27 protein-coding genes are annotated in these 24,778 nt (G+C 72.2%); 14 read left to right on the plus strand and 13 right to left on the minus strand.

The genetic code is table 11. From position 1 onward, the window contains the following. Positions 1-9: 9 nt before the first annotated feature. Together ACFY3C_RS14885 and ACFY3C_RS14890 are read left to right on the plus strand one after the other, a co-directional pair. Positions 10-1,470 carry an NCS1 family nucleobase:cation symporter-1 gene (locus tag ACFY3C_RS14885; RefSeq protein ID WP_386574147.1) on the plus strand — a complete coding sequence of 487 codons (1,461 nt, stop codon included), beginning with the start codon at positions 10-12 and terminating at the stop codon, positions 1,468-1,470. A 5-nt stretch (positions 1,471-1,475) separates the two neighbouring features. After that, positions 1,476-2,201, plus strand: a complete 726-nt coding sequence (locus ACFY3C_RS14890) for an aspartate/glutamate racemase family protein (RefSeq protein WP_390771005.1) — start codon at positions 1,476-1,478, stop codon at positions 2,199-2,201. Between the two features lie 70 nt (positions 2,202-2,271). Here ACFY3C_RS14890 and ACFY3C_RS14895 read toward each other — a convergent pair whose 3' ends face one another. Both ACFY3C_RS14895 and ACFY3C_RS14900 read right to left on the minus strand, forming a co-directional pair. Beyond that, positions 2,272-2,727, minus strand: coding sequence for a GNAT family N-acetyltransferase (locus ACFY3C_RS14895; protein WP_386574145.1), 456 nt, complete (start codon positions 2,725-2,727; stop codon positions 2,272-2,274). Further along, positions 2,724-3,140, minus strand: coding sequence for a RidA family protein (locus ACFY3C_RS14900; RefSeq protein ID WP_386574144.1), 417 nt, complete (start codon positions 3,138-3,140; stop codon positions 2,724-2,726). Before ACFY3C_RS14900 ends, ACFY3C_RS14895 begins: the two co-directional genes overlap by 4 nt. 108 nt (positions 3,141-3,248) lie before the next feature. On the opposite strand from ACFY3C_RS14900, the gene ACFY3C_RS14905 reads away from it, so the two are divergent. The 6 genes from ACFY3C_RS14905 (at position 3,249) to ACFY3C_RS14930 (ending at position 9,121) form a co-directional block, all read left to right on the plus strand. Beyond that, entirely contained in the window at positions 3,249-3,413 is a 165-nt protein-coding gene (locus tag ACFY3C_RS14905) for a hypothetical protein (protein ID WP_386574143.1), read from the plus strand. A gap of 296 nt (positions 3,414-3,709) precedes the next feature. Beyond that, complete coding sequence (locus ACFY3C_RS14910) at positions 3,710-4,477, plus strand: nucleotidyltransferase domain-containing protein (RefSeq protein ID WP_390771006.1); 768 nt, start codon at positions 3,710-3,712, stop codon at positions 4,475-4,477. A gap of 193 nt (positions 4,478-4,670) precedes the next feature. Then, positions 4,671-6,518: an FUSC family protein gene (locus ACFY3C_RS14915; RefSeq protein WP_390771007.1), complete on the plus strand. Its 1,848-nt coding sequence runs from the start codon at positions 4,671-4,673 to the stop codon at positions 6,516-6,518. A 56-nt stretch (positions 6,519-6,574) separates the two neighbouring features. After that, positions 6,575-7,963, plus strand: coding sequence for an amidohydrolase (locus ACFY3C_RS14920; RefSeq protein ID WP_390771008.1), 1,389 nt, complete (start codon positions 6,575-6,577; stop codon positions 7,961-7,963). Between the two features lie 165 nt (positions 7,964-8,128). Further along, on the plus strand, positions 8,129-8,773 hold the full coding sequence (locus ACFY3C_RS14925) for a DUF899 domain-containing protein (protein ID WP_386574139.1): 645 nt from the start codon (positions 8,129-8,131) through the stop codon (positions 8,771-8,773). Between the two features lie 174 nt (positions 8,774-8,947). Then, positions 8,948-9,121, plus strand: a complete 174-nt coding sequence (locus tag ACFY3C_RS14930; RefSeq protein ID WP_386574138.1) for a hypothetical protein — start codon at positions 8,948-8,950, stop codon at positions 9,119-9,121. A gap of 6 nt (positions 9,122-9,127) precedes the next feature. On the opposite strand, the gene ACFY3C_RS14935 is transcribed toward ACFY3C_RS14930, so the two are convergent. The 3 genes from ACFY3C_RS14935 to ACFY3C_RS14945 form a co-directional block, all read right to left on the minus strand. Further along, entirely contained in the window at positions 9,128-10,990 is a 1,863-nt protein-coding gene (locus tag ACFY3C_RS14935; protein ID WP_390771144.1) for an ABC transporter ATP-binding protein, read from the minus strand. Positions 10,991-11,455: 465 nt separating this feature from the next. Beyond that, positions 11,456-11,884 carry a hypothetical protein gene (locus ACFY3C_RS14940; RefSeq protein ID WP_390771009.1) on the minus strand — a complete coding sequence of 143 codons (429 nt, stop codon included), beginning with the start codon at positions 11,882-11,884 and terminating at the stop codon, positions 11,456-11,458. Beyond that, complete coding sequence (locus ACFY3C_RS14945; RefSeq protein ID WP_386574135.1) at positions 11,881-12,546, minus strand: ATP-binding protein; 666 nt, start codon at positions 12,544-12,546, stop codon at positions 11,881-11,883. Before ACFY3C_RS14945 ends, ACFY3C_RS14940 begins: the two co-directional genes overlap by 4 nt. Positions 12,547-12,740: 194 nt before the next feature. On the opposite strand from ACFY3C_RS14945, the gene ACFY3C_RS14950 reads away from it, so the two are divergent. Further along, complete coding sequence (locus tag ACFY3C_RS14950; protein ID WP_390771010.1) at positions 12,741-13,601, plus strand: helix-turn-helix domain-containing protein; 861 nt, start codon at positions 12,741-12,743, stop codon at positions 13,599-13,601. Continuing rightward, entirely contained in the window at positions 13,602-13,856 is a 255-nt protein-coding gene (locus ACFY3C_RS14955; protein WP_145875008.1) for a DUF397 domain-containing protein, read from the plus strand. 172 nt (positions 13,857-14,028) lie between these two features. On the opposite strand, the gene ACFY3C_RS14960 is transcribed toward ACFY3C_RS14955, so the two are convergent. The 3 genes from ACFY3C_RS14960 to ACFY3C_RS14970 all read right to left on the minus strand — a co-directional run bounded on the left by ACFY3C_RS14960 (position 14,029) and on the right by ACFY3C_RS14970 (position 17,032). Continuing rightward, complete coding sequence (locus ACFY3C_RS14960; RefSeq protein WP_390771145.1) at positions 14,029-15,516, minus strand: glutamate synthase subunit beta; 1,488 nt, start codon at positions 15,514-15,516, stop codon at positions 14,029-14,031. A gap of 185 nt (positions 15,517-15,701) precedes the next feature. Continuing rightward, a complete protein-coding gene (locus tag ACFY3C_RS14965; protein WP_390771146.1) occupies positions 15,702-16,181 on the minus strand; it encodes a DUF1772 domain-containing protein in 480 nt (159 codons plus the stop codon). Between the two features lie 158 nt (positions 16,182-16,339). Next, on the minus strand, positions 16,340-17,032 hold the full coding sequence (locus tag ACFY3C_RS14970; RefSeq protein WP_386574475.1) for a DUF2293 domain-containing protein: 693 nt from the start codon (positions 17,030-17,032) through the stop codon (positions 16,340-16,342). A 491-nt stretch (positions 17,033-17,523) separates the two neighbouring features. On the opposite strand from ACFY3C_RS14970, the gene ACFY3C_RS14975 reads away from it, so the two are divergent. Then, positions 17,524-18,156: a uridine kinase gene (locus ACFY3C_RS14975; RefSeq protein ID WP_390771011.1), complete on the plus strand. Its 633-nt coding sequence runs from the start codon at positions 17,524-17,526 to the stop codon at positions 18,154-18,156. Between the two features lie 59 nt (positions 18,157-18,215). Beyond that, on the plus strand, positions 18,216-18,629 hold the full coding sequence (locus tag ACFY3C_RS14980) for a PPOX class F420-dependent oxidoreductase (protein ID WP_386574132.1): 414 nt from the start codon (positions 18,216-18,218) through the stop codon (positions 18,627-18,629). 3 nt (positions 18,630-18,632) lie between these two features. Here ACFY3C_RS14980 and corA read toward each other — a convergent pair whose 3' ends face one another. Continuing rightward, the gene (gene corA / locus ACFY3C_RS14985; protein WP_389185629.1) at positions 18,633-19,760 is read right to left on the minus strand and encodes a magnesium/cobalt transporter CorA; all 1,128 of its coding nucleotides are present in this window, start codon (positions 19,758-19,760) and stop codon (positions 18,633-18,635) included. Positions 19,761-19,954: 194 nt separating this feature from the next. On the opposite strand from corA, the gene ACFY3C_RS14990 reads away from it, so the two are divergent. Further along, entirely contained in the window at positions 19,955-20,749 is a 795-nt protein-coding gene (locus ACFY3C_RS14990) for a methyltransferase domain-containing protein (RefSeq protein ID WP_390771012.1), read from the plus strand. Between the two features lie 51 nt (positions 20,750-20,800). Here ACFY3C_RS14990 and ACFY3C_RS14995 read toward each other — a convergent pair whose 3' ends face one another. Together ACFY3C_RS14995 and ACFY3C_RS15000 are read right to left on the minus strand one after the other, a co-directional pair. Then, positions 20,801-21,724, minus strand: a complete 924-nt coding sequence (locus ACFY3C_RS14995) for a carbohydrate kinase family protein (protein WP_390771013.1) — start codon at positions 21,722-21,724, stop codon at positions 20,801-20,803. Further along, positions 21,724-22,626, minus strand: coding sequence for a pseudouridine-5'-phosphate glycosidase (locus tag ACFY3C_RS15000; RefSeq protein ID WP_390771147.1), 903 nt, complete (start codon positions 22,624-22,626; stop codon positions 21,724-21,726). The genes ACFY3C_RS14995 and ACFY3C_RS15000 overlap by 1 nt, the downstream gene beginning before the upstream one ends. A gap of 102 nt (positions 22,627-22,728) precedes the next feature. Between ACFY3C_RS15000 and ACFY3C_RS15005 the strand changes: the two genes are divergently transcribed. Continuing rightward, complete coding sequence (locus ACFY3C_RS15005; RefSeq protein WP_390771014.1) at positions 22,729-23,157, plus strand: VOC family protein; 429 nt, start codon at positions 22,729-22,731, stop codon at positions 23,155-23,157. Positions 23,158-23,187: 30 nt separating this feature from the next. Here the strand turns inward: ACFY3C_RS15005 and ACFY3C_RS15010 are convergent, their stop codons facing one another. Together ACFY3C_RS15010 and ACFY3C_RS15015 are read right to left on the minus strand one after the other, a co-directional pair. Then, complete coding sequence (locus ACFY3C_RS15010) at positions 23,188-23,742, minus strand: methylated-DNA--[protein]-cysteine S-methyltransferase (protein ID WP_390771015.1); 555 nt, start codon at positions 23,740-23,742, stop codon at positions 23,188-23,190. Positions 23,743-23,795: 53 nt separating this feature from the next. Further along, positions 23,796-24,665, minus strand: coding sequence for a glycerophosphodiester phosphodiesterase (locus ACFY3C_RS15015; RefSeq protein ID WP_386574121.1), 870 nt, complete (start codon positions 24,663-24,665; stop codon positions 23,796-23,798). Positions 24,666-24,778 lie beyond the last annotated feature (113 nt).

The following is a 24,778-nucleotide window of genomic DNA, read 5'->3' on the forward strand; positions in this document are numbered from 1 at the left end:
GGAGGCCCCGTGTCCCTCGCCGACCGCGCCGAAGCCACCGGCGCCCCAGCGTTCGTCCCCGCTCCCCGCCTCACCAACGAGGACCTCGCCCCCGCCGAGCAGCGGAACTGGAAGGTCTTCGACCTGTTCGCCATGTGGATGTCCGACGTCCACAACCTCGGCAACTACACCTTCGCCGCGGGCCTGCTGGTCCTCGGCATGAACGTCTGGCAGGTCTTCACCTCCCTGCTCGTCGGCTTCGTGCTCATCTACGTCGGCATGAACTGGATGGGGAGGATCGGCCAGCGCCACGGCGTCCCCTTCCCCGTCGTCAGCCGCATCAGCTTCGGCGTCTGGGGTGCGAACATCCCGGCCCTGATCAGGGCCGTGATCGCCATCATGTGGTACGGCATCCAGACGTATCTGGCCTCCGTCGCCGTCAACGTGATGCTGCTGGCGGCCTGGCCGGGCCTGGAGTCCCTCACCCACAGCTCCTTCCTCGGCCTGGACGCCCTCGGCTGGATCTCCTTCGTCTCCCTCTGGCTGATCCAGGCGCTGATCATCAGTCAGGGCATGGAATCGGTGCGGAAGTTCCAGGACTTCTGCGGTCCGGCGATCTGGCTGGTGATGATCGCGCTGGCGGTCTGGGTCCTGGCCAAGGCCCACTGGAGCATCTCGCTCACCTCCACCCCGCACCCGGTCTCCGTCGGTGAGCAGTGGCGGCAGTGGTTCGGCGCGATCGGCCTGATCCTCGCCACCTACGGCACGCTCATGCTCAACTTCTGCGACTTCTCCCGCTTCGCACCCGACTACAGGACGGTCCGGCGCGGCAACTTCTGGGGCCTGCCCATCAACTCCACCGCCTTCGTCGTCGTCTCCGTCATCGTCACCGCGGGCTCGCTGGAGGTCTGGGGCGAGGCCATCACGGACCCGGCGGAGCTGGTCGCCAAGGTCGGCAACACCTGGGTGCTGGTGCTGGCCGCGCTGACGTTCGCCATCGCCACCATGGGCGTCAACATCGTCGCCAACTTCGTCTCACCGGCGTACGACCTGGCCAACGTCTGGCCGCAGAAGATCACCTTCAAGGTCGGCGGCATGATCAGCACGGTGGCCGCCCTGGTCGTCACCCCCTGGAACCTCTTCTCCAACCCGACGGTGGTCAACTACTTCCTCGGCGGCCTCGGTGCCTTCCTGGGACCGCTGTTCGGCGTGATCATGGTCGACTACTACGCGGTCAAGTGCGGCCGGGTCGATGTGAACCAGCTCTTCGACGCCACACCCGGCTCCCGCTACTACTACCGCAAGGGCGTCAACCCGAAGGCCCTGTGGGCGTTCCTGCCCTCGGCCGCGGTCGCCGCGGTATTGGCGCTGGTCAAGGCGTTCAGTGACGTGGCGCCGTACTCCTGGTTCATCGGCACGGCGCTGGCCGCCGGGCTGTACGCGGTGCTGTGCCGCGGCGAACGGGCCCGGACGGCCGGGGCGGAGGTCTGACGGACGTGCGGATCGTCGTCACCAACTGCAACACCACGCAGGCGATGACCGAGGAGATCGTCCGAGGTGCCCGGGCCGCCGCAGGCCCGGGCACCACCGTGACCGGGCTGACCCCCGCGTGGGGGCCGGCATCGGCCGAGGGCTGGCTCGACAGCTACCTCTCGGCCGCGGCCGTCCTCGACGCACTGCGCACCTATGACGGCCCGTCGTACGACGCCGTCGTGCTGGCCGGGTTCGGGGAGCACGGCCGGGAGGGCGTACGGGAGCTGGCGGACGTGCCCGTCGTGGACATCACCGAGGCCGCGGCCCACCTCGCCTGCCTCCTCGGGCGGCGGTACGGCGTCGTCACCACCCTCGACCGGTCCCGCGGCCAGATCGAGGACAGCCTGGAGACCGCCGGCGTGGCCCGCAACTGCGCCGCCGTGATCGGCACGGGCCTCGGCGTACTCGACCTCGCCGACGACCCGGCCCGCACCGAGGCCGCCTTCCTCGCCGCGGCCGAACGGGCCCACGAGGCCGGCGCCGAGGTCCTGGTCCTGGGCTGCGCCGGGATGACGGGACTGCAGCGGGCGGTGGGGGAGAAGCTAGGGCTCCCGGTGGTCGACGGGGTCGGAGCGGCCGTGAAGCTGGCGGAGTCGCTGGTGTCGCTGGGGCTGACGACCAGCCGGGCGGGCACCTATGCGAAGCCACTGCCGAAGGGGAGGACATGGGGAGCACGCCCGAGGAGGTGAGGGCCGCCCACTACGGGGAAGTCCTTCACATGGACGCCCTCCACGTGAACGCCCTTCACGTGGACGTCCTTCAGGGCCGCCACACGTACCGCACGTCCGGCTCCCGCTCCTCGTTGCCGCTGCCGTCCGTGTACTCGACGGCGACGAATCCGTGCCGCTCGTAGAAGCGGTGGGCGGGCTTGTTGACCTGGAAGGTCCACAGGCCGAGCCCGCCCGGACTACGCTCCTTGGCCAGCGCGACGAACCGGTCGCCGATGCCCCGGCCGCGCCAGTCGGGGTCGAGGTACAGCTGGGACAGCTCGTCCCCGGCGAGCACCATCATGCCCACGATCTCGCCGCCCCCCGTCGCGGCGACCCAGGTCTCCCGCGACGGCACCACGACCGCCCGGATGTAGTCGCGCACCTCGTCGTCGGAGCGCGGCCGCACGACTGAGGGCAACGCGGCGGTGTAGGACCGCAGCCACACGTCGGCGACGGCACGGGCGTCCGGCGCCACCGCCCGGCGAAGGACGGTCTCGGCCGTCACCGGCCCTCCTCCCGCTCCGGCACCACGGCCGTCGCCGTGATCTCCACCAGCTGCCCGGTGTACCCGAGGCAGGCGACACCGAGCAGCGTGGACGAGTGCGGCCCCCGGCTCAGCCCCGAGGCCTCGACGACCTCCCACACCGCGGACAGCACCGACGGCTCGCCGCTCACGACGTACACGTCGGTCGAGACGACATGCTCCAAGTCGCTGCCCACCGCACGCAGTTGCTCCCGAAGATTGGCGACCACCTGCTCCGCCTGCCGCACGGGATCCCCGGCTCCCACCACCTCCCCCTTCGCGTCGAGCGGCACGGCTCCCGCGAGAAACGCCAGCTTCGTCCCGGCCTCGACGACGGAGGCGTGCGCATAGGCGGGCGGCGGGAAGAGCCCCGGTACGGTCACTCGGCGAATCATGGCGGCCCCTGGGATGGTGGGTGGACAACCTCCTGATCATCCGGCGCTCGCCCGGGCCTCCGCACCCGAATTTCCGGCTCGGCAACGGCCCCGCAGGGCCGGTCCGACGTGCCGTCGCCCGCCTCCCGTCGTGCCACCGCGACCCTCGCCGACACCTCCCGCCGCCTGCGCCGTACGGCGGCCCTCGCCGCGATGGACCGCCGTACCGCGGCCGCCGCCACGGCCCTGAACTCGGCGCTCTGCTCCGCCGCTTCGACCCGTTCGACGTGGTAGAGCCGGGTCCGCGGGGCCGACGCCGAGTACGGATTGACGCGCAGCAGATCGGGCTCGCCCAGCAACCGGCGCACCAGCTCGGCCGTCCACCCGCGAGCCCGCAGCCCGGCGACCGACACATGACCGCGCCGCACCCTCGCACCGCTCTCCCCAGCCGTCACCATGACCTCCCCCGCCGTGACAATGAGTGACGACTTCCTTGATAACGCGCCCCACTGACAATCGGGTCGCCGCGCGCCCGGCCCCCGCCCTACGCTCCCCGCACCGAACCCTCACCCCAGCTGGAGCCCCCACCCATGCCCACGCTCCCCGACCCCGACTTCCTCTCCACCACGGCCGACCGCCTGGCTGCCCTCCCCACCGTCCGAGCCGTGGCCCTCGGCGGCTCCCGAGCCCAGGGAACGCACACCCCCGACAGCGACTGGGACCTCGCCATCTACTACCGCGGGTCCTTCGACCCCGCCGACCTGCGTGCCCTCGGCTGGGAGGGCGAGGTGTCCGAGATCGGCGGCTGGGGCGGCGGTGTCTTCAACGGCGGGGCCTGGCTGACCATCGACGGACGCCGCGTCGACGTGCACTACCGGGACCTGGACGTGGTCGAGCACGAGCTGGCGGAGGCGGAGGCGGGACGGTTCCGGGTGGAGCCGCTGCTGTTCCATCTGGCGGGGATCCCCAGCTACTTGATCGTGGCCGAACTGGCCGTCAACCGGGTACTGCGCGGCGAACTGCCGCGCCCTGCCGGCTACCCGGAGAAACTGCGCCGGACCGCGGCGGAGCGCTGGTCCGGCACCGCCCGCGCGACCCTGGACTACGCCAGGGCTCACCATGCCCCGCACGCCCGCCTCACTGAGGTCGCCGGTGCACTGGCCACCGCCGCCGTACAGGCCGGCCACGCGGTGCTGGCGGCACGCGGGGAGTGGGTGACGAACGAGAAGCGGCTGCTGGAGCGGGCCGGGCTGCGGCGGATCGACGAGGTGGTGGGCGCGTCGCGGGCGGAGCCGGAGACGCTGACGGGTGTGATCGGACAGGCCGAGGTGATCCTCGGACTCGGCCCCGAAAGGTGAGGGGCAACCGTGGCGCCAGGTCCCCCGGCGCATTGCGTTCATAAAGAAACCCCCCGCCCCGCCACCTTTCACCTCCCCGAAACGTGATCGTCCCGTTTGCCCAGCGAACGCGATCTACCGTGGGACACACACCCAGCAGCCCGGCCGCCGTCGTCCGAAGGCCCACCCCCGCCCTCGAACGAACAGGAGCCCCGTGCCGCGCCCCGCCGTACTGTCCCTGCCCCCTTGGCTGGCCCATGCGTTCCGTACCCAACGCGGGCCCGTCCCCTGGAGCGCGGTGACCCGGGGTGCGCTCGCCGCCGGGCCGCTGTTGCTCGCCGGTGTCGTCGCGGGGCGTGTCTCCGACGGGGTCGTCGCCGCCATCGCCGCGATGCTCGCCGGCATCAACGACCGGCCCGGCAGCAGGCGGGCCTCCGTCCGGCGGCTCGGGGTGCCCGCGCTGGCCGGCGCCCTCGGGCTACTCGTGGGGACGTACACCGGGCAGCTGTTGTCCGCCGTACCGCTGACCCTCTTCCTCACCCTCCTCGGGCTGGCCGCCGGAGGCATGAGTGCCGTCGGGCCCGTCGCCTCCGCCGCCGGTACCCAGCTGCTCGTCGCCGCCGCCATCGGCGCGGGGATGCCGGCGGCCGAGAGCGGCTGGCAGCGGGCCCTCGCCTTCCTCGCCGGCGCGGGCTGGCTGCTCCTGCTGCGGCTGGCGCTGCCCACGCCCGGTTCGCTCGCCGGGGACTTCCGGTTCGACGGCGAACGGGAGGCGGTCGCCGACGTGTACGACGCCGTCGCCGCGCTGCTCGACGCCGTGGGCGGCGACACCGCCACCACCCGCCGGGCCGCGCTCACCGCCGCCCTCGACCACGCCCAGGACGCCCTCGCCGGACCCCGGCTGCGCCGGTACGCCGGCTCCGCGGCCGAGCGCAGGCTGCACGCCCAGTACGCCGCAGCGCTGCCCCTGGCCGAGGCTGCCACCGCCCTCGCCTGGGCGGGCGAGCCCCTCTCCGCGCGCGCGGCGGAAGGGCTCCGGCGGCTCGCCGCCGCCGTCCGCGGCAACACCGGCACCGGCCCGCTGCCCGCCCCCAGCAGGTCCGCGCCCGCCCTGCGCGCCCTCGACGACGCCCTGCTGCACGCCGCGGAGACCTTCGACCGGACCGCGGGCGGCGCACACCGGCCGCTCGCCCGGCGACGCGGCGCCGGGGACGCCGTCCGGGCCGCGCTCGGCACCGGCGGGCGGGAGTACGGGCTGCGCGTCGCCCTCTGTTTCGGGGCCAGCGCCGCCGTCGCCCAGGCCCTGCACCACACCCGCTGGTACGGGCAGCACCAGCACTGGTACTGGCTGCCCGCCACCGCCGTCTTCCTCGTCAAGCCCGACCTCGGGCCGCTCGCCTCCCGCGTGCTGAGCCGGGCCGCCGGGACCGTGCTCGGTGCCCTGGTGTTCGCCGGGCTGGCCGCGCTGCTGCCGCGCCCGGAGGGGCTGATCGTGCTGGTGGCGGTGTGCGGGGCGCTCGTCCCCGTCGCCACCCGGAACTTCGGCGCCCTCACCGCTGTCGTCACCGTCCTGGTCCTGGCCCTGGTGATGGTCGGCGGCGAGCCGCAGGCCTCCGTCAGCCGGATCGGCGAGACCCTGCTGGCCTGTGTGATCGTGCTGATCGTCGGGCATCTGCCGATGCCGGGGGAGCGGGGCGGCGGGGTACGGGCCCGGCTCGCCGCCGCCGCGAGCGCCGCGCACGCCTATCTCGTGCACGTCCTGAGCGAGTCCGGCGACCGCACCGAACGGTGGGTGCTGCGCCGCGAGGCCTACCGCACCCTCGCCGAGGCCCGTACCGCCATCGCGCTCGCCGCCGCCGAACTGCCCGCCCTCGCCCGGCACACCGAGGGCACGGACGCCGTCGCCGCCGTCCTGGAACGCCTCGTCGACACCACCACGGCCTGCGCCGTGCACCTCGACGACACCGGCCGCCTCACCTCACGGCACACCCGTCAACTACAGGAACTGCTCGACGAGTTGGAGCACGGCCAGGAGTGGGTCCGGCCGCCCGTCGCCGCATAGCGCCGGATGGGCGGTTCGGCCCACCTCGCGGTACGGGACCGTCGTACGTTGGGCCCATGAGCGCCTCTCCCGCCGACCTGGTCGTCACCGGCTGCACCGTCCTCGTGCACGACGAGGAGGAGCGGATCGCCTTCCGCGAGGACGCCGCGATCGTCGTACGCGATGGCGTGATCGAGGCGGTGACCACCGCGGCCGCCGCGGCGGACCTGGCGGCCGCGATGAGGGTCCCCCCGCGCGAGCGAAGCCGAGCGTGGGGGAGGATCGAGGCGCGCGGGCAGGTCGCGATGCCCGGACTCGTCAACTGCCACACGCACGCGCCGATGGTCGCCCTGCGCGGGCTCGCCGAGGACCTGCCGACCGAGGAGTGGTTCAACGACGTCGTCTGGCCGGTCGAGTCCAACCTCACCGAGAAGGACGTAGAGCTGGGCGCCCGGCTCGCCTGCGCCGAGATGATCCGCGGCGGCGTCACCTGCTTCGCCGACCACTACTTCCACATGGACGTGGTCGCCGACGTCGTCACCGAGTGCGGGATGCGGGCCCACCTCGGCGAGGCCTACTTCTCCTCGCAGGGCCCGCAAGGACGGGACCGGTCACTGGAGTTCGCGCTGAGCCACCGGGGCGCAGCCGACGGGCGCATCACCACCGCCCTCGCACCGCACGCCCCCTACACCGTCACGGACGCCGACCTCACCGCCACCGCCGAACTCGCCCGCGCCCACGGCCTGCCCGTCCACCTCCACGCCGCCGAGAACCGCGACCAGACCGACACCAGCCTCGCCCGGCACGGCGTCACCCCCATCGAGGTCCTCGACCGCACCGGACTCCTCGACACCGACCTGCTCGTCGCCCACGGCACCGGCATCATCGAGCGCGATCTGCCGCTCCTCGCCCGCACGGGCGGCCGTACGGCGGTGGCGACCGCACCCCGCGGCTACCTCAAGTTCGCCTGGCCCGACACCACCCCGGTACGGGCCCTGCGCGCGATCGGCGTCCCCGTCGGTCTCGCCACGGACGGCGCCGCCTCCAACAACTCCCTCGACGTGTGGGAGTCGATGGCGCTGACCTCCCTGATCCAGAAGTCCACCGAGGGCGACCCGCGCTGGCTGACCTCCCGTCAGGCCCTGCACCACGCCACCCTGCAGAGCGCCCGCGCGGTCGGCCTCGGCGGCAGCATCGGGACGCTCGCCCCCGGCCGGCGCGCCGACATCATCCTGGTCGACCTCACCGGCCCGCACACCCAGCCGGTCCACGACCTCGCCGCCACCCTCGTGCACAGCGCCCGCGCCGCCGACGTCCGCACCACCATCGTGGACGGCCGCGTCCTGATGCGGGACCGCGAGCTGCTCACCCTCGACGTGCCCGCCGTCGTACGGGAGTTGGGCCGGCGACTGCCCGCCCTGATCGACCGGAGCCACGGACGGCGCGTCCAGGAGTACGACACCTGAGTCCGCCCCGGCACGCGCGAGTCGGCTCTGGGATGCGTGAGTCCGTTCCGGGACGCCTGGGGGTGCTGGAAAAAGAATCTTGGAATCCGGTGGCGTACTCCGATGAGTTCCGCTCCCGCCGGCGGTCACCACCCCGAACCGACCGACCGGTGGACAGGAGGGCTCATGTCGCTTCCGGAGATCGTCTCGCGTGAGCAGTGGCGCGCCGCGCGCGAGGAGTTGCTGCGCAAGGAGGAGGCGGTCAGCAGAGCGCGGGACGTACTGAGCGCCGAGCGGCGGCGGCTGCCCATGGTCGAGGTCGACCCGGAGTACGTCTTCGAGGGCGGCGACGGCAAGGCCACCCTCCTCGACCTCTTCGAGGGCCGGGCCCAACTCGTCGTCCACCACTTCATGTTCGCGCCGGAGTGGGAGGCGGGCTGCCCCTGCTGCGCGGCCTTCCTCGACCAGGTCGGCCACCTCGCCCATCTGTGCGCCCGCAACACCTCGTTCGTGGCCGTCTCCCGGGCGCCGTTCACCCGGCTTCTGCCGTTCAAGGCGCGGATGGGCTGGGCGGTGCCGTGGTACTCGTCCTGCCACGGCGACTTCAACCGCGACTTCGAGGCGACCGTGGAGCGGGGCGGGGAGCTGGTCGAGCGCCCCGGCCTCAGCTGCTTCCTGCGGGAGCGCGACCAGGTCTTCCACACCTACTCGGTGCACGACGAGGGCCTGGACGGCCTCGGCGCCACCACCGGTCTGCTCGACCTCACCGCGCTCGGCCGCAACCCGGCGGGCAGCGACCGGCTCCGGTACCACGACGAGTACGAGGAGTGACGTAGAACGTGGTGAGACCGTCGCCGAATGTGCCGCTCCTGTCGGAAAGTGAACGGATCCTCACGGTCCGCTCTGACCAGGTGTCAACAATGTCTCAGTCCCGTCACCAAGCGAGCCGTCAACCTTCTCCAGGGCGTTAACTCCAAGAAGTACGACGCTTTCTGGAGGTGCGAGATGGTGAACGGGCGAACCGTGCTCGAGTGCTTTCCCGCAGGCGGCCCGCGCGGATCGTGGCCGGCGGAGGAGTTCGCGCACGCCCGGCGGCTCGAAGGCCTGCCCGCCGAGGTCGTCATGGACCTCGCGACGGACACCTTCCTGGTCATCGTGCGCGGCGACACCACGGAGTGAGACGGCTCAGGCCGGCTTCGGCGCCGGCACCTTCGCCGTGAACTGCTCCGCCTGCAGCGCGTACAGCTCCGCGTAGACCCCACCCCTGGCCAGGAGTTCCTCCGGAGTGCCGGACTCCACCAGTCGCCCGTGCTCCAGTACGTGCACCAGATCGGCGTGGCGGACCGAGGCCAGCCGGTGGGTGATCAGAACGACCGTCTGGCCACTGCCCGCCAACGCCCGGATCTTGTCGAACACCTCCAGCTCGGCCCGCGCGTCCAGCGCAGCCGTCGGCTCGTCCACGATCAGGATGCGCCCACGTCGGTAGGCCGCCCGGGCGATGCCGAGGCGCTGCCACTGGCCGCCCGACAGCTCGTGGCCGCCGCTGAAGTTCCGCGCCAGCAACGTGTCCAGGCCGCGCGGCAGATCCGCCACCACCTCCTCGGCCCCCGCCTCGGCGATCGACGTGGCCAGGCGTTCCTCGGTCAGGGGCGCGGAGGAGCGGCCGACCGCCACGTTCACCCGCGCGGTGAACGGCCAGCGCTTGAAGTCCTGGGCCACCATCGCGACGCGCTCGGCGAGCAGCCGCCGGTCGGCGCTCGCGGCGTCGACACCGTCCCACAGGATCCGGCCCCGGTCCGGTGTGTACAGCCCCGCGAGCAGCTTGACCAGGGTGGTCTTGCCCGAGCCGTTCTCACCGACGAGCGCGATGATCCGGCCGAGCGGGAGCGTGAGGCTCACGTCGTCGAGAGCGGGGTGGGCCGCCTCACCCGGATAGCTGAACGTGACGTTCTCGAACCGGATCTCCCGTGGCTCCTCGGGCAGCGGCAGGCCCCCGACCGGGATCGCCCGCTCGGCCGCCTCGCTGTACAGCCGCTGCAGATCGCCCACGAACAGGGCCTCCTCGTGCAGCTCGTTGATCTCCAGCACCAGCGTGTCCAGGCTCGCCGACCCGGTACGGATCGCGATCACCGCCGTACCGGCCACGGACAGGGCCATCGCGCCGCCCAGCAGCAGCGCACCCAGCGTGGCGTACGTCCCGACGGTCGCGAGCCCTGTCCAGGCCGCCGCGATCAGGCCGGTGCGGGCGGCCAGCCGGGACAGCCGGGCCTGCTCCGCCTCGGCGGTCTCCGACATGGAGCGGAAGTGCCGCAGCAGGAACGGGCCGACGCCGTGCACCCGGATCTCCGGGGCCGCCGCGGGCTCGGTGAGCAGGTTGCCGATCAGATGGCCGGCACGGGCGTGCTGCACCCAGGTGTGGAAGGACTCGTAGCGGCGGCGGGCGTTGATCAGTGCGCCCCAGGCGCTGGGCAGGGTCATGGTGACCAGCAGCGGCAGCAGCGCCGGATGCAGCACGGTGAGCACACCGGCCGCAGCGATCAGGGAGATCACCGCGGTGACGACCCGGGCGCCGATGGAGATCATGCCGCGGGCGGACCGGGCGCCGTACTGGGCGGTGTCCAGCAGTTTGTGGAAGGCGTGGTCCTCGATCGCGGCCAGCTCCACGTTGGCCGCCCGCTCCAGATACAGCTCGGTCGCCACCCGCTCCACCTTGGGCTCCAGCCGTCCGGTGGCATAGGTCGACGCGGCCCGCAGCAGCGCCGCGACCAGCATCACGGCGGCTACGACGACCAGGGCGGGGGCGGCCGCGCGCAGCCGCTGCGCGATGTCGGGCCCGGCGAGCAGCTTCCCGAGCGCGCTGTTCACGGCCAGCAGGCTCACCGCCTGGGCCACGCCCCGGCCCACCTCGGTGGCCAGCACGATCCGGGCCGCCCGTGGGTCCGCCTGCCGGGCCAGCCGCAGGCTGGACGCCAGCATGCCGGGCAACCGGACCACCATCGCCCGGAAGCTCAGCTCCAGAAAGGCGTCCGCATGCTCGTTCCACCCCATGTCGTACCGCAGCGGCCCCCCGAACAGCAGCTGCTCCGACCCCGAAACCTCGGAGCCACCTGCCTCGCGCTTCTTTCCCACCGCGCCCCTCCACCCCGGCCCATGACCGAACGGCCACTATCGCGGGCGGACCGGCGGTGGGGCAGGGCGCGAGAGGTGGTACCGGGGGCGTGAAGGGGGTGCGGCGGTGGGGGCGTGGCGGGCGTGGGCCGTCGGGCTGTGGCGCCGGTTGAGCGAGGGGCCTGGGCGCGTGGTGGCCGTCGGGCCGGGGCCGGGAGGCGGGGCTGTTGCTATGGGTGACTGACGGGGACTCGAGGCTGCGGCGTGCGACGAGTGAGGAGGACCCACGGCTGCGGCGTGCGACGAGTGAGGAGGTGCCGGTACGAGGAGGCGCCGGTCACGAGGAGGCGCCGGTCAAGAGTCTCGCAGCTCACCCCACCCCCATCGGCCGAAGCCGGCGCAGCCTCACGCCGAGACGGCTCGGGACCAGTCCGGGGTGGTCCCCGTCACCCGGCACAGGGCCAGGTACAGGGGGATCGGCGGGGTGTAGGGGACCGTGCCCTCGGGGCGGTGGATCAGGCGGGCGGTGGCGGGGACCAGGGCGCCGGGGGCGTAGTGGGCGGGGGCCGGCCAGGGGAGCGCGTAGTCGGAGTCCGACGGGACGATCCACCACCAGTGCGTGCCGTCGGCGTACACGCAGCCCACCCGCGGCAGCCGCGGGACGATCAGTGGTCCGAGGCGGTCGGGTACGGCCACGGCGTCACAGCCCAGCGGTGACGTCATGCCCTCCGGTACCTGTAGGCGACGGACCGTGGCCGGTGTGTGCTGCCGGCGTCCGAGGCGGACCAGGGTGTCCAGGCCGAGGGGACGGCCGGACTCGTCGGCGCCGCTCACGGCCGCTCCCACGCGCGCCGCTGCTCGGGGGCCCGGTGCCGGGCCTGTGCCTCTTCCTCCTCGCCCGGACCGGGCGGCGGGTCGTCCGGCTTGGGGCGGGCACCCCAGCCCAGGTCGTTGCGCGGCTCCAGGGTGCCGCGGGCCGCATCGGTCTGGCGGGCCAGCTCGGCCCAGACCAGCAGCCCAGGCCCGTGTTCCTGCGCACCCCAGGCCTGGCACAGTGCGTCGACGAGGAGCAACCCCCTCCCGTGCTCCTCATCGGGGCGCCGCGGGGACGGGTGGGGCTCGCCGGGCGCACAACCCTCGTCACGCACGGCTATGCGCACCATGTCGTCATGGTCGTGCAGCTCGCACACCACGCGACTGCTCGCGGTGTGCACGATGGCGTTGGTGACCAGCTCGGATATGACGAGCGCCGCGTTGTCACAGGTGTCCGCGCACACCGACCAGCCGGTCAGCCGGGCACGCGTCAGGTTTCTCGCCTGGGCGGGGGAACCCGGATGTGCGGCCAGCTCGAAGCGGAACCGGCGCTCGGCAGCGCCCCCACCAGGGGCTGCTCCCGTTGCCGCACCTGGACCAAGGCGGTCTGCGGCGGCGTCTGTTCCTAAGGGCGCGGACGGAATCACGCTTGCCACTATCTCCCCGGTGTGGACACTTGGCAAGTGTCACTCTGAAAATTGCAGAGTGCTGTGTGACTCGGTCAATGGCCGTGGCACACTGCTCGCAACAGCACCTCGAGCGGCGCCAATTGGGACCGTCGTCGATCCGGCCGGATCTTCGAATGAGTCTTCGAACGGCGCCGCAGGGCTGTCGGGATTCTTTTGCCGGAGCGGACTCTTGTGTCGGAGGTGGGAGCGTGAGCGAGCCGCGGTCCGCGCCGACCGTGGGCCAGGTGGTCCTCGGCCGACGCCTGCTGGACCTGCGGGAGCGCGCCGGGTTGAAGCGCGAGGAGGCCGCCCAGGTGCTCCGCGTCGCCCCCGCCACCATCCGCCGCATGGAGATGGCCGAGGTCTCCCTCAAGATCCCGTATCTGCAACTGCTCCTGAAGGCCTACGGAGTTCCCGAAGCCGAGGCCGACGTCTTCGTCCAACTGGCCGAGGAGGCCAACAAGCCCGGCTGGTGGCAGCGGTTCCACGACATCCTGCCGGGCTGGTTCTCCATGTACGTCAGCCTGGAGGGCGCGGCCGGCCTCATCCGCTCCTACGAGCCGCACTTCGTCCCCGGCCTGCTGCAGACCGAGGACTACGCGCGCGGCGTGCTGAAGTCGGGTGCCATCGGCCAGACCAGCCCGGATGACATCGAGCGCCATGTCGCGCTGCGCATGCAGCGCCAGGAACTGCTCACTCGTACCGACGCCCCCCGTTTCTGGGCGGTGATGGACGAGACGGCCCTGCGCCGCCCGGTCGGCGGCCCGGAGGTGATGCGTACGCAGATCGAGAAGTTGCTCGAGGCCACGACGCTGCCGAATGTGACGCTCCAGGTCGCCCCGTTCGCCAACGGGCCGCACCCGGGGACGTACGGACCCTTCGTCCTGTTCCGATTCGCCATGCCGGAACTCCCGGACATGGTCTACAGCGAGTACCTGACCGGCGCGGTCTACCTGGACGCGCGCTCCGAGGTGGCGACCCACCTGGAGGTCATGGACCGCATGGCGGCGCAGGCCGCCACGGCACAACGCACGAAGGAGATCCTCCAGGATCTCCGCAAGGAGCTGTGAATGGATCACATAGAGCCGCGCACTCGCGTCTACAACGGCATGCCCGCACGGGAGTTGGGCAGCGAGGGGTGGCACAAGCCCTGGAGCGGCGGCAACGGCGGAAACTGCCTGGAGGCGATGAAGCTCGCCGACGGCCGGATCGCCGTACGGCAGTCGACCGACCCGGACGGACCGGCGCTGATCTACACCACGGACGAGATGACCGCGTTCATCGAGGGCGCCAAGGCGGGGGAGGCCGACTTCCTGCTCTCCTGAACCACCTGATGGTTATTGCTCCTTGCTCGACTTGCCCATGGCTCGACTTGCCCATGACTCTCACCCTGGTGGCAGCACCCCGCACAACGCCTCCGGCGCGCCGCGCCGTAGGCGGCGCGTCACCGTGACGGCGGGAACCAGCGGTGCCGGACGATCCGCAACTCCCGCTGCCTCACACGGCCATCGGCCGGTCATGCGCGGATATCGGCGCCGGCAGCCGTGAACTCCCCGTCAGGTAACGGTCCACGGCTGCCGCCACCGCCCGCCCCTCCGCGATCGCCCACACGATGAGCGACTGCCCACGCGCAGCGTCCCCGGCGGCGAACACGCCGGCGACGTTGGTCGCGAAGCCGCCGTCGCGGGCGATCGTGCCTCGCGGCTCCATCAACAGCCCCAGCTGGTCGACCAGCCCGTCCTTCCGGTCGGGCCCGGAGAAACCGAGGGCGAGCAGCACCAGGTCGGCGGGCAGCGTCCGCCCGGTGCCCTGCACCGGCTGCCGCCGCTCGTCCACCTCGACCAGGTGCAGCGACCGAACGTGCCCGCTGTCGTCCCCGACGAAGCGGAGCGTGGACGCCGCGAACAGCCGCGCGTCCGCGTCCGCCGCCGGAGCCGTCCGCAGGTCCCGCGCCTCCTCGTGCGCGGCGGACAGCCGGTAGAGCTTCGGGTACGTCGGCCAGGGCTCGGCCTCCTCGTCGCGCTCGGTACCCGGCTGCGCGTAGATGTCCAGCTGAGTCACCGACACGGCCCCCTCGCGCACCGCGGTCCCCAGACAGTCCGCCCCGGTGTCGCCACCGCCCACGATCACCACATGCTTTCCGGCCGCGGACAGCGGCGAGGCCTCCAGATCCCCCTCGCACACCTGGTTGGCCAGCGGCAGGTACTCCATCGCCTGGTGTATCCCGGTCAACTCCCGGCCCGGCACCGGAAGTTCCCGCCACGCCGTCGCACCCGTGGCCACCACCACCGCGTCGTAGCGGGTCCGCAGATCGTCCGCCGGGACATCCCGCCCGACCACCGTCGACGTACGGAACCTCGTCCCCTCGGCCCGCATCTGCGCGAGCCGCCGGTCCAGATGCCGCTTCTCCATCTTGAACTCGGGGATGCCGTACCGCATGAGCCCCCCGATCCGGTCGTCCCGCTCGTACACGGCGACGGTGTGCCCGGCCCGGGTCAGCTGCTGCGCCGCGGCGAGCCCGGTCGGCCCGGAGCCGATCACCGCGACGGTCTTCCCCGACAGCCGGTCCGGAGGCCGCGGCGGGGTGAAGCCCTCCTGCCACGCCCGGTCGGCGATCGCGCACTCGACGTTCTTGATCGTGACGGCCGGCTGGTTGATCGCCAGCACACACCCGGCCTCGCAGGGCGCCGGACACAGCCTCCCGGTGAACTCGGGGAAGTTGTTCGTCGCGTGCAGCCGGTCGCTCGCCGCGCGCCAGTCCTCGCGGGAGACCAGGTCGTTCCACTCGGGGATCAGATTGCCCAGCGGGCAGGCGTCGTGGCAGAACGGGATGCCGCAGTCCATACAGCGGTCCGCCTGCTTGCTGACGATCGGCAGCAGCGCTCCCGGGACGTAGACCTCGTCCCAGTCCCGGACCCGTTCCTCGACGGGCCGCCGCGGCCACTCCTGGCGCGGCGTGGTCATGAACCCCTTGGGATCGGCCATGGTCGACTTCCTCGCGTACGTGTACCGGAGGTACTCGATGTACGACGGGCCGTGCGTCATCGGGCGGCACTCTTTCGGCCACGATACGTCCACCCCGACATTCACGCAGAGTGGCGGACAGCGCTTTCTGAAGGGATTCCCTCAGCGCCCGGCCCACCGGCTCCCCGATCCCGCACAGAGGAGGCTCAGGCGAGGGCCAGCACGTACACGACGGCGGCCGCGGCGGAGGCAACCGTGCGGACGTGGTTCCAGAACGTCCACTCGCGCACGTACTGCGGCCAGTACGCCGTGGCCTCGGGGCTGCCCGGGGCCATCCGGGCCAGCCTGTCGTTGCGGGGCACGTTCGCGACCATGGCCAGCCCGAAGGAGCCGAACAGGTACAGCGCGCTGCCCAGCAGCAGCTCCGCCTTCCCCTCGTCCGGCCACACCACGAACGTCACCACCGCGGTTATCGCGCACAGCACCGCCGAGCCGATGAACACCAGCATGAAGGCGGGCCGCACGGCGGCCACGTTGATCGCCTTCATCGCGGCGACCCCCTGAGCCGGAGGCAGTGCGGCCAGCCCGCGCATCACGAAGGTCGAGAACCCGCAGAACACCCCGGCCACCAGCCCGGTCCCCAGCGCACCCAGCACGGCCAGCACGAAGAACGGCCCATCGATCACGGTCACACCCCACTTCCAGCTCGTCCCGGGCCGAGACCCGGCTTCAGCGCTCCCTTCCAGTCAAGGCGCAGGACGCCGAGGCGACCATGGCTGAGGGACGCGGGCGCATACGCGAGCGTCCAGACCCCCCTGCCCTGTGCCGGCGCCCTCAGTCGCCCTCAGCCGATGTCGGCCTCCTCTGCCCACCCCCGCAGCAGGCTCTCCACGGCCGCCGCGATCCGCCGCCGCGCCTCGAACCTCGACACCCCGCTCATCAGCAGCTGGTCGTACGGCGTGTCCACGTGCCGTACGGCCGCCACGACCGCCGAGATCACCGCCCCCTCCGACAGCGCCCGCCCGGCCGCACTGCGCCCGACCCGCCCGCTGCCCCGCACCGACGCGTGCGCCGCGATCGCCCGGGCCCGCTCGGCCGGACACCCCGGAAACAGCCGCAGGATCTCCGCCGCGAACGCCGCCACGAACCGCTCGTCCTCCGTCGCCCTGCGCCGGGCGTCCCGGGCCCGCCGCCGACGCCGCGCCTCGGCGTCCGCCAGGCACCGCGCCTCGGCCCGGGCCAGCGCCGCCTCCTCCACCAGAACGCCCTGCCGTTCGTACCGGCTCCGGCGCCGGTTGAACCGCACGACCACCACCGACAGCGCGCTCTCCTCCCGCGCCCGGCGGGTCAACGCGGTGTCGCCCCGCGGCAGGAACACCAGGTGCCCCAGGTCGGCGCAGTGGAGGCAGCGCGGCGCCCCGTCCTCCAGCACGAGCAGCGAGAGCGGCCCACGCCGGCACCCGGCGCAGCGCTTGCTCCGCAGCGGCTGAACGGCGACAAGTCCACTGGGGACCCGGGGAGTTGAAGAAGGTGCCATACGCGCTTCTTTCCCCGTCTCCGCCCACCGCTCCCACACCCGCACCTCCTCCCAGAAGCTGAACACCGAGACCCGCGCACGGTGCCGTACCGGCGTGGCGACCTCTTCCACCCCGGCCACCGCGAGGTCCGCGTACGACGGCCGGCACTCACCGCCCGGGACCCGCTCTCCACCCACCCGCGTTACCGGCCGGTCCGCGCCCCGCCGTGCTCCACGTGCCCGGCGGGCGTGAGCATCGCCCGGCGGACGGTCCCGCCAGCGCGTTCCGGCAACCGGCCGAGATCGGTGGTGTGCGCCGGTGGCCCTGGGTGTGGGGCTGGCCGACTGTCCTGGTGGCCGTCGCCCGCTTTGCCGGTCTCGCCTCCGCGTTCCGCCGCCGGCGACCGGTGGTGTGCGCCAGCGACCTGGTGCTGGGGTCGGACGGCAGTCCCACCGGCCGTCGCCCACCCTGCCGACCTCGTCCGCCGACCCCTCCCGGCATCATGGGGGCTGTGCGACTCGAAGCGATCACCTGGGACCGGCTCGCCGAGCAGCTCGCCGACCGGCTGCTCAAGCTGGAGCCGGCCGACGGGGGAGCCTGGCCGCGCGTCGGCTTCGACGGGGCGCCGGCCGCCCGTCCGGTGGACCTTGCCGAGCGCGTCGCCGAGGCGCTGCGCGTACGCGGTCGGCCGTCACTCGTCATCGGCGCCGAGGGCTTTCTGCGCCCTGCGTCTCTCCGTCTGGAACACGGGCGACGGGACGCGGAGTCGTACTACGGCGGCTGGTTCGACACGGGCGCGCTGTGGCGCGAGGTCTTCGGCCCACTCGACCCCGGTGGCACCGGCCGTGTCCTGCCCGACCTGTGGGACCCGGTCACCGACCGTGCCACTCGCAGTCCGTACGTCCAACTCCCGCCCGGCGGGATCCTGTTGCTCCATGGCCCCCTTCTCCTGCGGCACTGGTTCCCCTTCGACCTGACCGTCCGCGTCCTCCTTTCCCAGGGCGCCCTGCGCCGTCGTACCCCGGAGGCCGACCACTGGACGCTGCCCGCCTTCGAGCGCTACGAGGGCGAGGCCGATCCCGCCGGCACCGCCGACGTCCTCGTGCGCGCCGACGATCCTCGCCACCCCGCCTGGAGCGGCTGATCAAGCGGTTTGGCCAACCCCCCGCTTTCTATGCATGTGCATGTAACTAGAGTGGTGCCATGACGATCTCCTCCGGTGCTCCCGTCGCCTTCGATGACTCCGTCCGCGCCCTCCTCGACGGCAAGAACTTCGCCAGCGTCGCCACCCTCGGCCCCGACGGCGCCCCGCAGAACTCGGTGGTCTGGATCAAGCGCGAGGGCGACACCGTGCTCTTCTCGTCCACCGGCGGCCGTCAGAAGGTGCGCAACCTCCGCCGTGACCCGCGCATCAGCCTGACCATCTTCGACCTGGCCAACCCCTACCACTCCGCTGAGATCCGAGGTGTCGCCGAGATCCTGCCGGACGAGGGCAAGCGGCTCCCGCACGAGCTGTCGCACAAGTACCTCGGCGTCGACCCGCCGGCCGAGAAGGACGACGAGGTCCGCGTGATCATCAGGGTCGTCCCGCGGAAGGTTGTGGCCTTCTCGGCGTGAGGGTCACAGCCAGCCGTTGCGCCTGAAGCCCCGGTACAGAACGAGACAGGCCGCCGCCATCACGCCCATCACGAGCGGATAGCCGAACCGCCAGTGCAGCTCCGGCATGTGGTCGAAGTTCATGCCGTAGACCCCGCACACCATCGTCGGTACGGCGATCACCGCCGCCCAAGCGGTGATCTTCCGCATGTCCTCGTTCTGCGCGACCGTCACCTGCGCGAGATGCGCTTGCAGGATGGAGTTGAGCAGTTCGTCGAACGCGGCTATCTGCTCCTTGACCCGCATCAGGTGGTCGAACACGTCCCTGAAGTACGCCTGTATCTCCGGGTCGATCACCCGGATCGGCCGGGTCGCCAGATCCTCCACCGGGCGGCCCAGCGGCACCACCGCCCGCTTCAGCTCCAGAAGTTCACGCTTCAGCTGGTAGATGCGCCCCGGGTCGGCCCGCGCGCCGTTCTCCGAGAACACGTCCGTCTCGACCTGGTCGATGTCGGCCTGCACCGCGTCCGTGACGGTCAGATAGTCGTCCACGACGTGGTCCGCGATCGCATGCAGCACCGCCGCCGGCCCTTTGGCGAGCTGCTGCGGATCCGCCTCCAATTCCTCGCGCAGCGGGCCGAGCGAGCCGTGCCGCCCGTGCCGCACCGTGACGACGAAGTCCTCGCCGACGAACACCATGATCTCGCCGGTGTCGACCACCTCGCTCGTCGCCGTCAGCTGCTCGTGCTCCACGTAGCAGACGGTCTTGAACACGGCGAAGAGCGTTTCCCCATACCGCTCCAGCTTCGGGCGCTGATGGGCCTCCACCGCGTCCTCCACCGCCAGCGGGTGCAGGTCGAACAGCTCGGCGATACCGGCGAACTCGCTGTCCGTCGGCTCGTGCAGCCCCAGCCAGACGAACCCCTCACCGCTCTTGCGCACCATCTCCACGGCATTCACCAGGTCGGTGCATCCCGGCACCCGGGCGCCGTCCTGGTACGTCACGCAGTTCACCACGGAGGAACCCAGCGGCGACCGGGCGGGGTGACTGAGGTCCACGCGCGGCCGCCGCCGGGCCAGCCGCGCCACCTTGCGCAGGCTGCCGACCCGGCCCAGCCCCGTGACCTTCCGCAGATTCCCTGCCATGGACATCTGGATCTCCTCGCGTGGATCTCCTCGCACAACGCTCTCGCGCCTTGCCCGGCAAGTGTGCCAGCCCGGCGCAATGCGCGGGTAAGCCTGTGGGAACAGTCCGTTCCGCTTTGTTCCCGCCTGTGGACGGAGCGTCGGCCGGTTCATCCGGTCCGGGCGGTCCGGGCGATCCGGGCGACTGGGATGATCGCGGTATGACGCCATCCGACGGGTATCTCCTGAACAACCGGCAGAACGAGGCGGGCGAGCGCTTCGACGCCTTCGCCTCCCTCTTCGATCCGGTGACGTTCCGGCATCTCGAAGGACTCGGCCTCGGGCCCGGCCGCCGTTGCTGGGAAGTAGGGGCCGGCGGCACCTCCGTGGTGTCCTGGCTCGCCCGGCAGGTCGGACCCACCGGCCAGGTCGTGGCGACCGACATCGACACCTCGCGGCTCGCCACCGTGGCCCGCCCTCCGGTCGAGGTGCGCGTCCACGACGTGGGCACGCAGGAACCACCGGGGGACGGCTTCGACCTGGTGCACGCCCGGCTGGTCCTCGTCCATGTCCCGGACCGGGAAAGGGCGTTGCACTCCATGATCAGCGCACTGCGGCCCGGCGGAATGCTGCTGATCGAGGACGCAGACCCGGCCCTTCAGCCCCTCATCTGCCCCGACGAGCACGGCCCCGAGCAGCGGCTCGCCAACCGCCTGCGGCAGGGCTTCCGCAAGCTGCTCGCCGACCGCGGCGCCGACCTGTCGTACGGCCGCAAGCTCCCGCGTCTGCTCCGCGAGGCCGGGCTGCACGACGTGGCTGCCGACGCCTACTTCCCCGTCACCTCGCCCGCCTGCACAGCCCTGGAGTCCGCCACGGTCCGCCAGATCCGCGGCCGGCTCGTCGCCGCGGGCCTCGCCACCGACGAGGACGTCGACCGCCACCTGGCCAACGTGGAGGCGGGCGGCATGGACCTGGCCACCGCGCCGATGATCTCCGCGTGGGGACGTAAGGGCTGAGCACTGACGTCTGGCTCAGGAACCGATATCTGGGCCAGAAGACACCTTCCCCTAGCCGTCGGTGCCCCGGTGCGGTGGTCTGCCGCCCACGCGTTCCACCGCTTGTGCTCCCGCCCGGCAGCCCTGTGCCGCCGCCTCCTCCGGAACCGCGCCCGTGAGCAGGGCGGCCAGGAACGCGCCGGTGAAGGCGTCGCCGGCGCCCGTGGTGTCCAGAGGGTTCGCCGGCACGGCCGGAACCCGGGCCACCACGGCCCCGGAACGGGCCACCAGCGCCCCGGCCACACCCGACTTGGCCACCACCAGCGGGACGAGCCGGCTCAACTTGGCCGCCGCGTCCGCCGGTTCGGGCAGCCCGGTCAGCAGGCACGCCTCGTCCCGGCTGGGCAGCAGCACGTCCAGCCCCTCCACGAGCGCCAGGAAACGGTCCACGCCGAACTCCAGCAGGAAGCCGGCCGACGCCGGGTCCAGACTGACCGGCACCCCACGGTCGCGTGCCGCGGCGAGGGCCACCTCGGCGAGTGCCCGGCTCGGCTCGGAGAACAACAGATAGCCGGACAGGTGCAGCCGGGCGACCCCGTCGAGCAACGCGTCAGACCAGTCGGCGGGTTCGAGCCGCAGGGACGCCCCGCTGTCCGTAAGAAACGTGCGCTCGGCCGAGGCGCCGGTGTCGACGAGGCAGATCACCGTCCCGGTCGTCGCCTCCCGGTCGACCACCAGCTGGGGCCGCACCCCGGCCGCGAGCAACTCCCGCTCGTGCCACTCCGCCGCGTCCGCGCCCACCCGCCCCAGCAGCCGCACGTCCGTACCGCCCGCATGGGCCGCCCAGCAGGCCACGTTGGCGCCCGCGCCGCCCGGCAGGGTCCGGATCGCGGCGGCCGTGTCGGTGCCGGTCGCGAGCGGCCCCCGGTGCCGGGCGACGACATCGGTGACGACGTCCCCGACGACCAGCAGCGCCCCGCCCCGGGGTGCGGGCACTACCTGCTCCACGCCGTTGCGATCCGCGCCGCCAGCCGTACATTGCCGCGCACCGCCGCCAGGTTGGCGTCCAGCGAGGCCCCGTCCGTGTGCCGGACCAGGAAGTCGAGCAGGAACGGCGTGACCGCCTGGCCAGTGACTCCCTCCTCGTCACAGGCGCGCAGCGCGTCGGCGAGCACGCGCGCGTGCAGCCCCGGATCGAGCTGCTGCTCCTCCGGGACAGGGTTGGCGACGATCAGTGCCGACTCCGGCGCGTCCAGCGCGTCCTGCGCCCGCATGACCTCGGCGACCTCTTCCGGACTCTGCAGCGTCCAGTCGACCGGATGGCCGGAGTCGGACAGATAGAACCCGGGGAACCGGTCGGTGCGGAACCCGGCCACGGCCACACCCAGTGTCTCCAGTCGCTGCAGGGTCGCCGGCACATCCAGAATCGACTTCACGCCGGCGCACACCACCGTGATCCGGGTCCGCGCCAGCAGGCCCAGGTCGGCCGACTCGTCCTGGGTCACCGTCCACTCCCGGTGCACACCGCCGAGCCCGCCCGTGGCGAACACCCGGACGCCCGCCAGCGCCGCCAGTTGCGCCGTCGCCGACACGGTCGTCGCCCCGCTCGCCCCCGCCGCCACGGCCAGCGGCAGGTCACGGTGGCCCAGCTTGCGGATGCCGTCCTCGTTCGCGACCCGCTCCAGCTGCTCCTTGTCCAGGCCCACGTGCGGGCGCCCGTCCAGGACGGCGATGGTCGCGGGGACGGCGCCCTCCTGTCGCACCACATGCTCCAGCTCCAGCGCCACCTGGAGATTGCGCGGACGCGGCAGCCCGTGCGCGATGATCGTGGACTCCAGGGCCACCACCGGCCGCCGCGCGTCGATCGCTTCCCGGACTTCTTCCGACACCACCAGCACCACGTGCCCGCCTCCTGTCCGTCGGTCCTTCCTCATCTCTGGCGGGCGCCACCTCCTGCTAAACGCTTGCCGTCTGTGGGGGACACCACCAGCCTGGACCGCATGACTGACCACACCACGCGCCTCGACCACGTCGTCCTGTGGGTGGCCGACCCGGCCGCAGCCGCAGGTTTCTACGAGAACGCCGTCGGCCTGGAGCCGCTGAAGGTCGCCGAGTACACCGAGGGGAAGGTGTCGTTCGTCTCCGTACGCGTCAACGAGGAGACGATCCTGGACCTTGCGCCGCACAGCCTCGTGGAGCGCATGAACATGCTTCCCGGCTCCGTCGAGAGCGCGGGCCATTCCGTCAACCACGTCTGTCTGGCTCTGTCGTCCGCCGGCTTCGACGCCCTGCGCGCCCGTCTGGCCGAACACGACGTCCCCATGTCCGACATCGGTCACGACTCCTCCGGTGCCCGCGGGAACGCCACGCGGAACTTCTACTTCCGGGACCCGGACGGCAACGTCTTCGAGGCCCGGCACTACGCGTGACCGCAGTCGGGGCGTGCGGATCCGCCGCCGTCAGAACAGCGGCTCGGGCAGCACCCCCTCCAGGGCGAGCAGCTTCCGCTTGGTCTCCAGACCGCCACCGAAGCCGCCGATGCCGCCGTCGCTCTCCACCACCCGGTGGCACGGCACGACGACCGGCAGTGGATTGGCGCCCATCGCCGCACCGACCGCCTGCGCCCCGCCCGGCTGCCCGACCCGTCCGGCCAGATCGCCGTACCCCACCACCGTGCCGTACGGGACCCCGGAGGCCAGCTCGCGCAGCACCTGCCGGTTGAAGCCCGAGATGAGCGACCAGTCCAGGGGCAGGTCGAAGTCGTGACGCTCGCCCGCGAAGTACGCCTGGAGCTGCCGTATCGCCTCGGCCAGCAGCGGCGAGTCCGGGTCCTCCACAGGTGCGGTGCCCAGCCGGGCCGCCAGCCGCTCCAGGGACCGCTCGCGCACCACGTCCGTGGCGTGGAAGACGACGTTGACCAGTCCCTCACGGGTCGCCGCCAGCATCAGCGGGCCGATGCCTGTGCCCACGACGGCCCACACGACCTGCTGCTCGTCCTGCCCATGGCTGTCCATGCGCCCACCGTACGACCCGCCACTGACAACGCCCGCCGCACCGCGGTCCCGGCTCAGCCCGTGCTCAGCGCCGTCCGGACCACGTCGGGCCTGTTGGTGATGAGCCCGTCGACGCCGTAGCCAGCGGCCTTCCAGGCGGTGGCCGCGTCGTCCACCGTCCAGGCGAACACCCCGAGCCGCCTGCCGTGCGGTCCGGTGACGGCATGCACTGCGGAGACGTAACGGGCGGAGATCGAGCCGTACGAGGGATTGATCAGGTCGCTGAAACGCGCGTACTGGCGCAGCTGCGCCACGGACGGCGTGCCGAGGTAGGCGGTGGTGAGAGCCGGCTTCAGCTTGTGCACGGTACGCACGCTGTCCGCGTCGAAACTCTGCACGATCAGCCGCCCGAGGTGCCGCCGGTCCAGCCAGCCCTCGTTGCCGAGCAGCCGCACGGTCTCCTGTTCGATGCCGGGGTACAGCGTCGGGTTCTTGACCTCCAGGAGCAGCTTCTCGTGGTTGTGCTCGACCCGGCGCATGTACTGCCTCAGGGTGGGCACGCGCGTGCCCGCGTACGCGGGGGAGAACCAGCTGCCCGCGTCCAGCCGGGCGATCTCGGCGGCGGTGAAGTCCTTCACCTTCCAGGGCGCCCGGCCCGGGAAGACGTCCTCGACGTCCGTGGTGCGCCGCAGGCTGTCGTCGTGGATGACGACCAGTTGACCGTCCCTGGTGCGCTGGACGTCGTTCTCGACCCAAGAAAAGCCCAGCTGCGCCGCCTTGTCGATGGAGGCCAGCGTGTTCTCGGGAGCGTAGGCGGAGGCACCGCGGTGGGCGACCACCGTGGGCTCGCCGACCTCGCCCGCCAGGGCGTCGGAGGTGGGGCTCAGCAGGGCTGCCGTCCCCAGGATCGCGGTTGCCGTGGCGGCGACTGCGCGCGCGTACATGCGGACTCCTCGCGTCGAGCGATTACCGACAGCATCAGCTTGACAGCAGAGAGTCAACGACATGCGGGCGCAGAACGGCCACACGATGAATGGTGTCGCCCAAGTCCGCTCAC

This window comes from Streptomyces sp. NPDC001410 (genome assembly GCF_042895235.1).
In the GTDB taxonomy this organism is placed as follows: domain Bacteria; phylum Actinomycetota; class Actinomycetes; order Streptomycetales; family Streptomycetaceae; genus Streptomyces.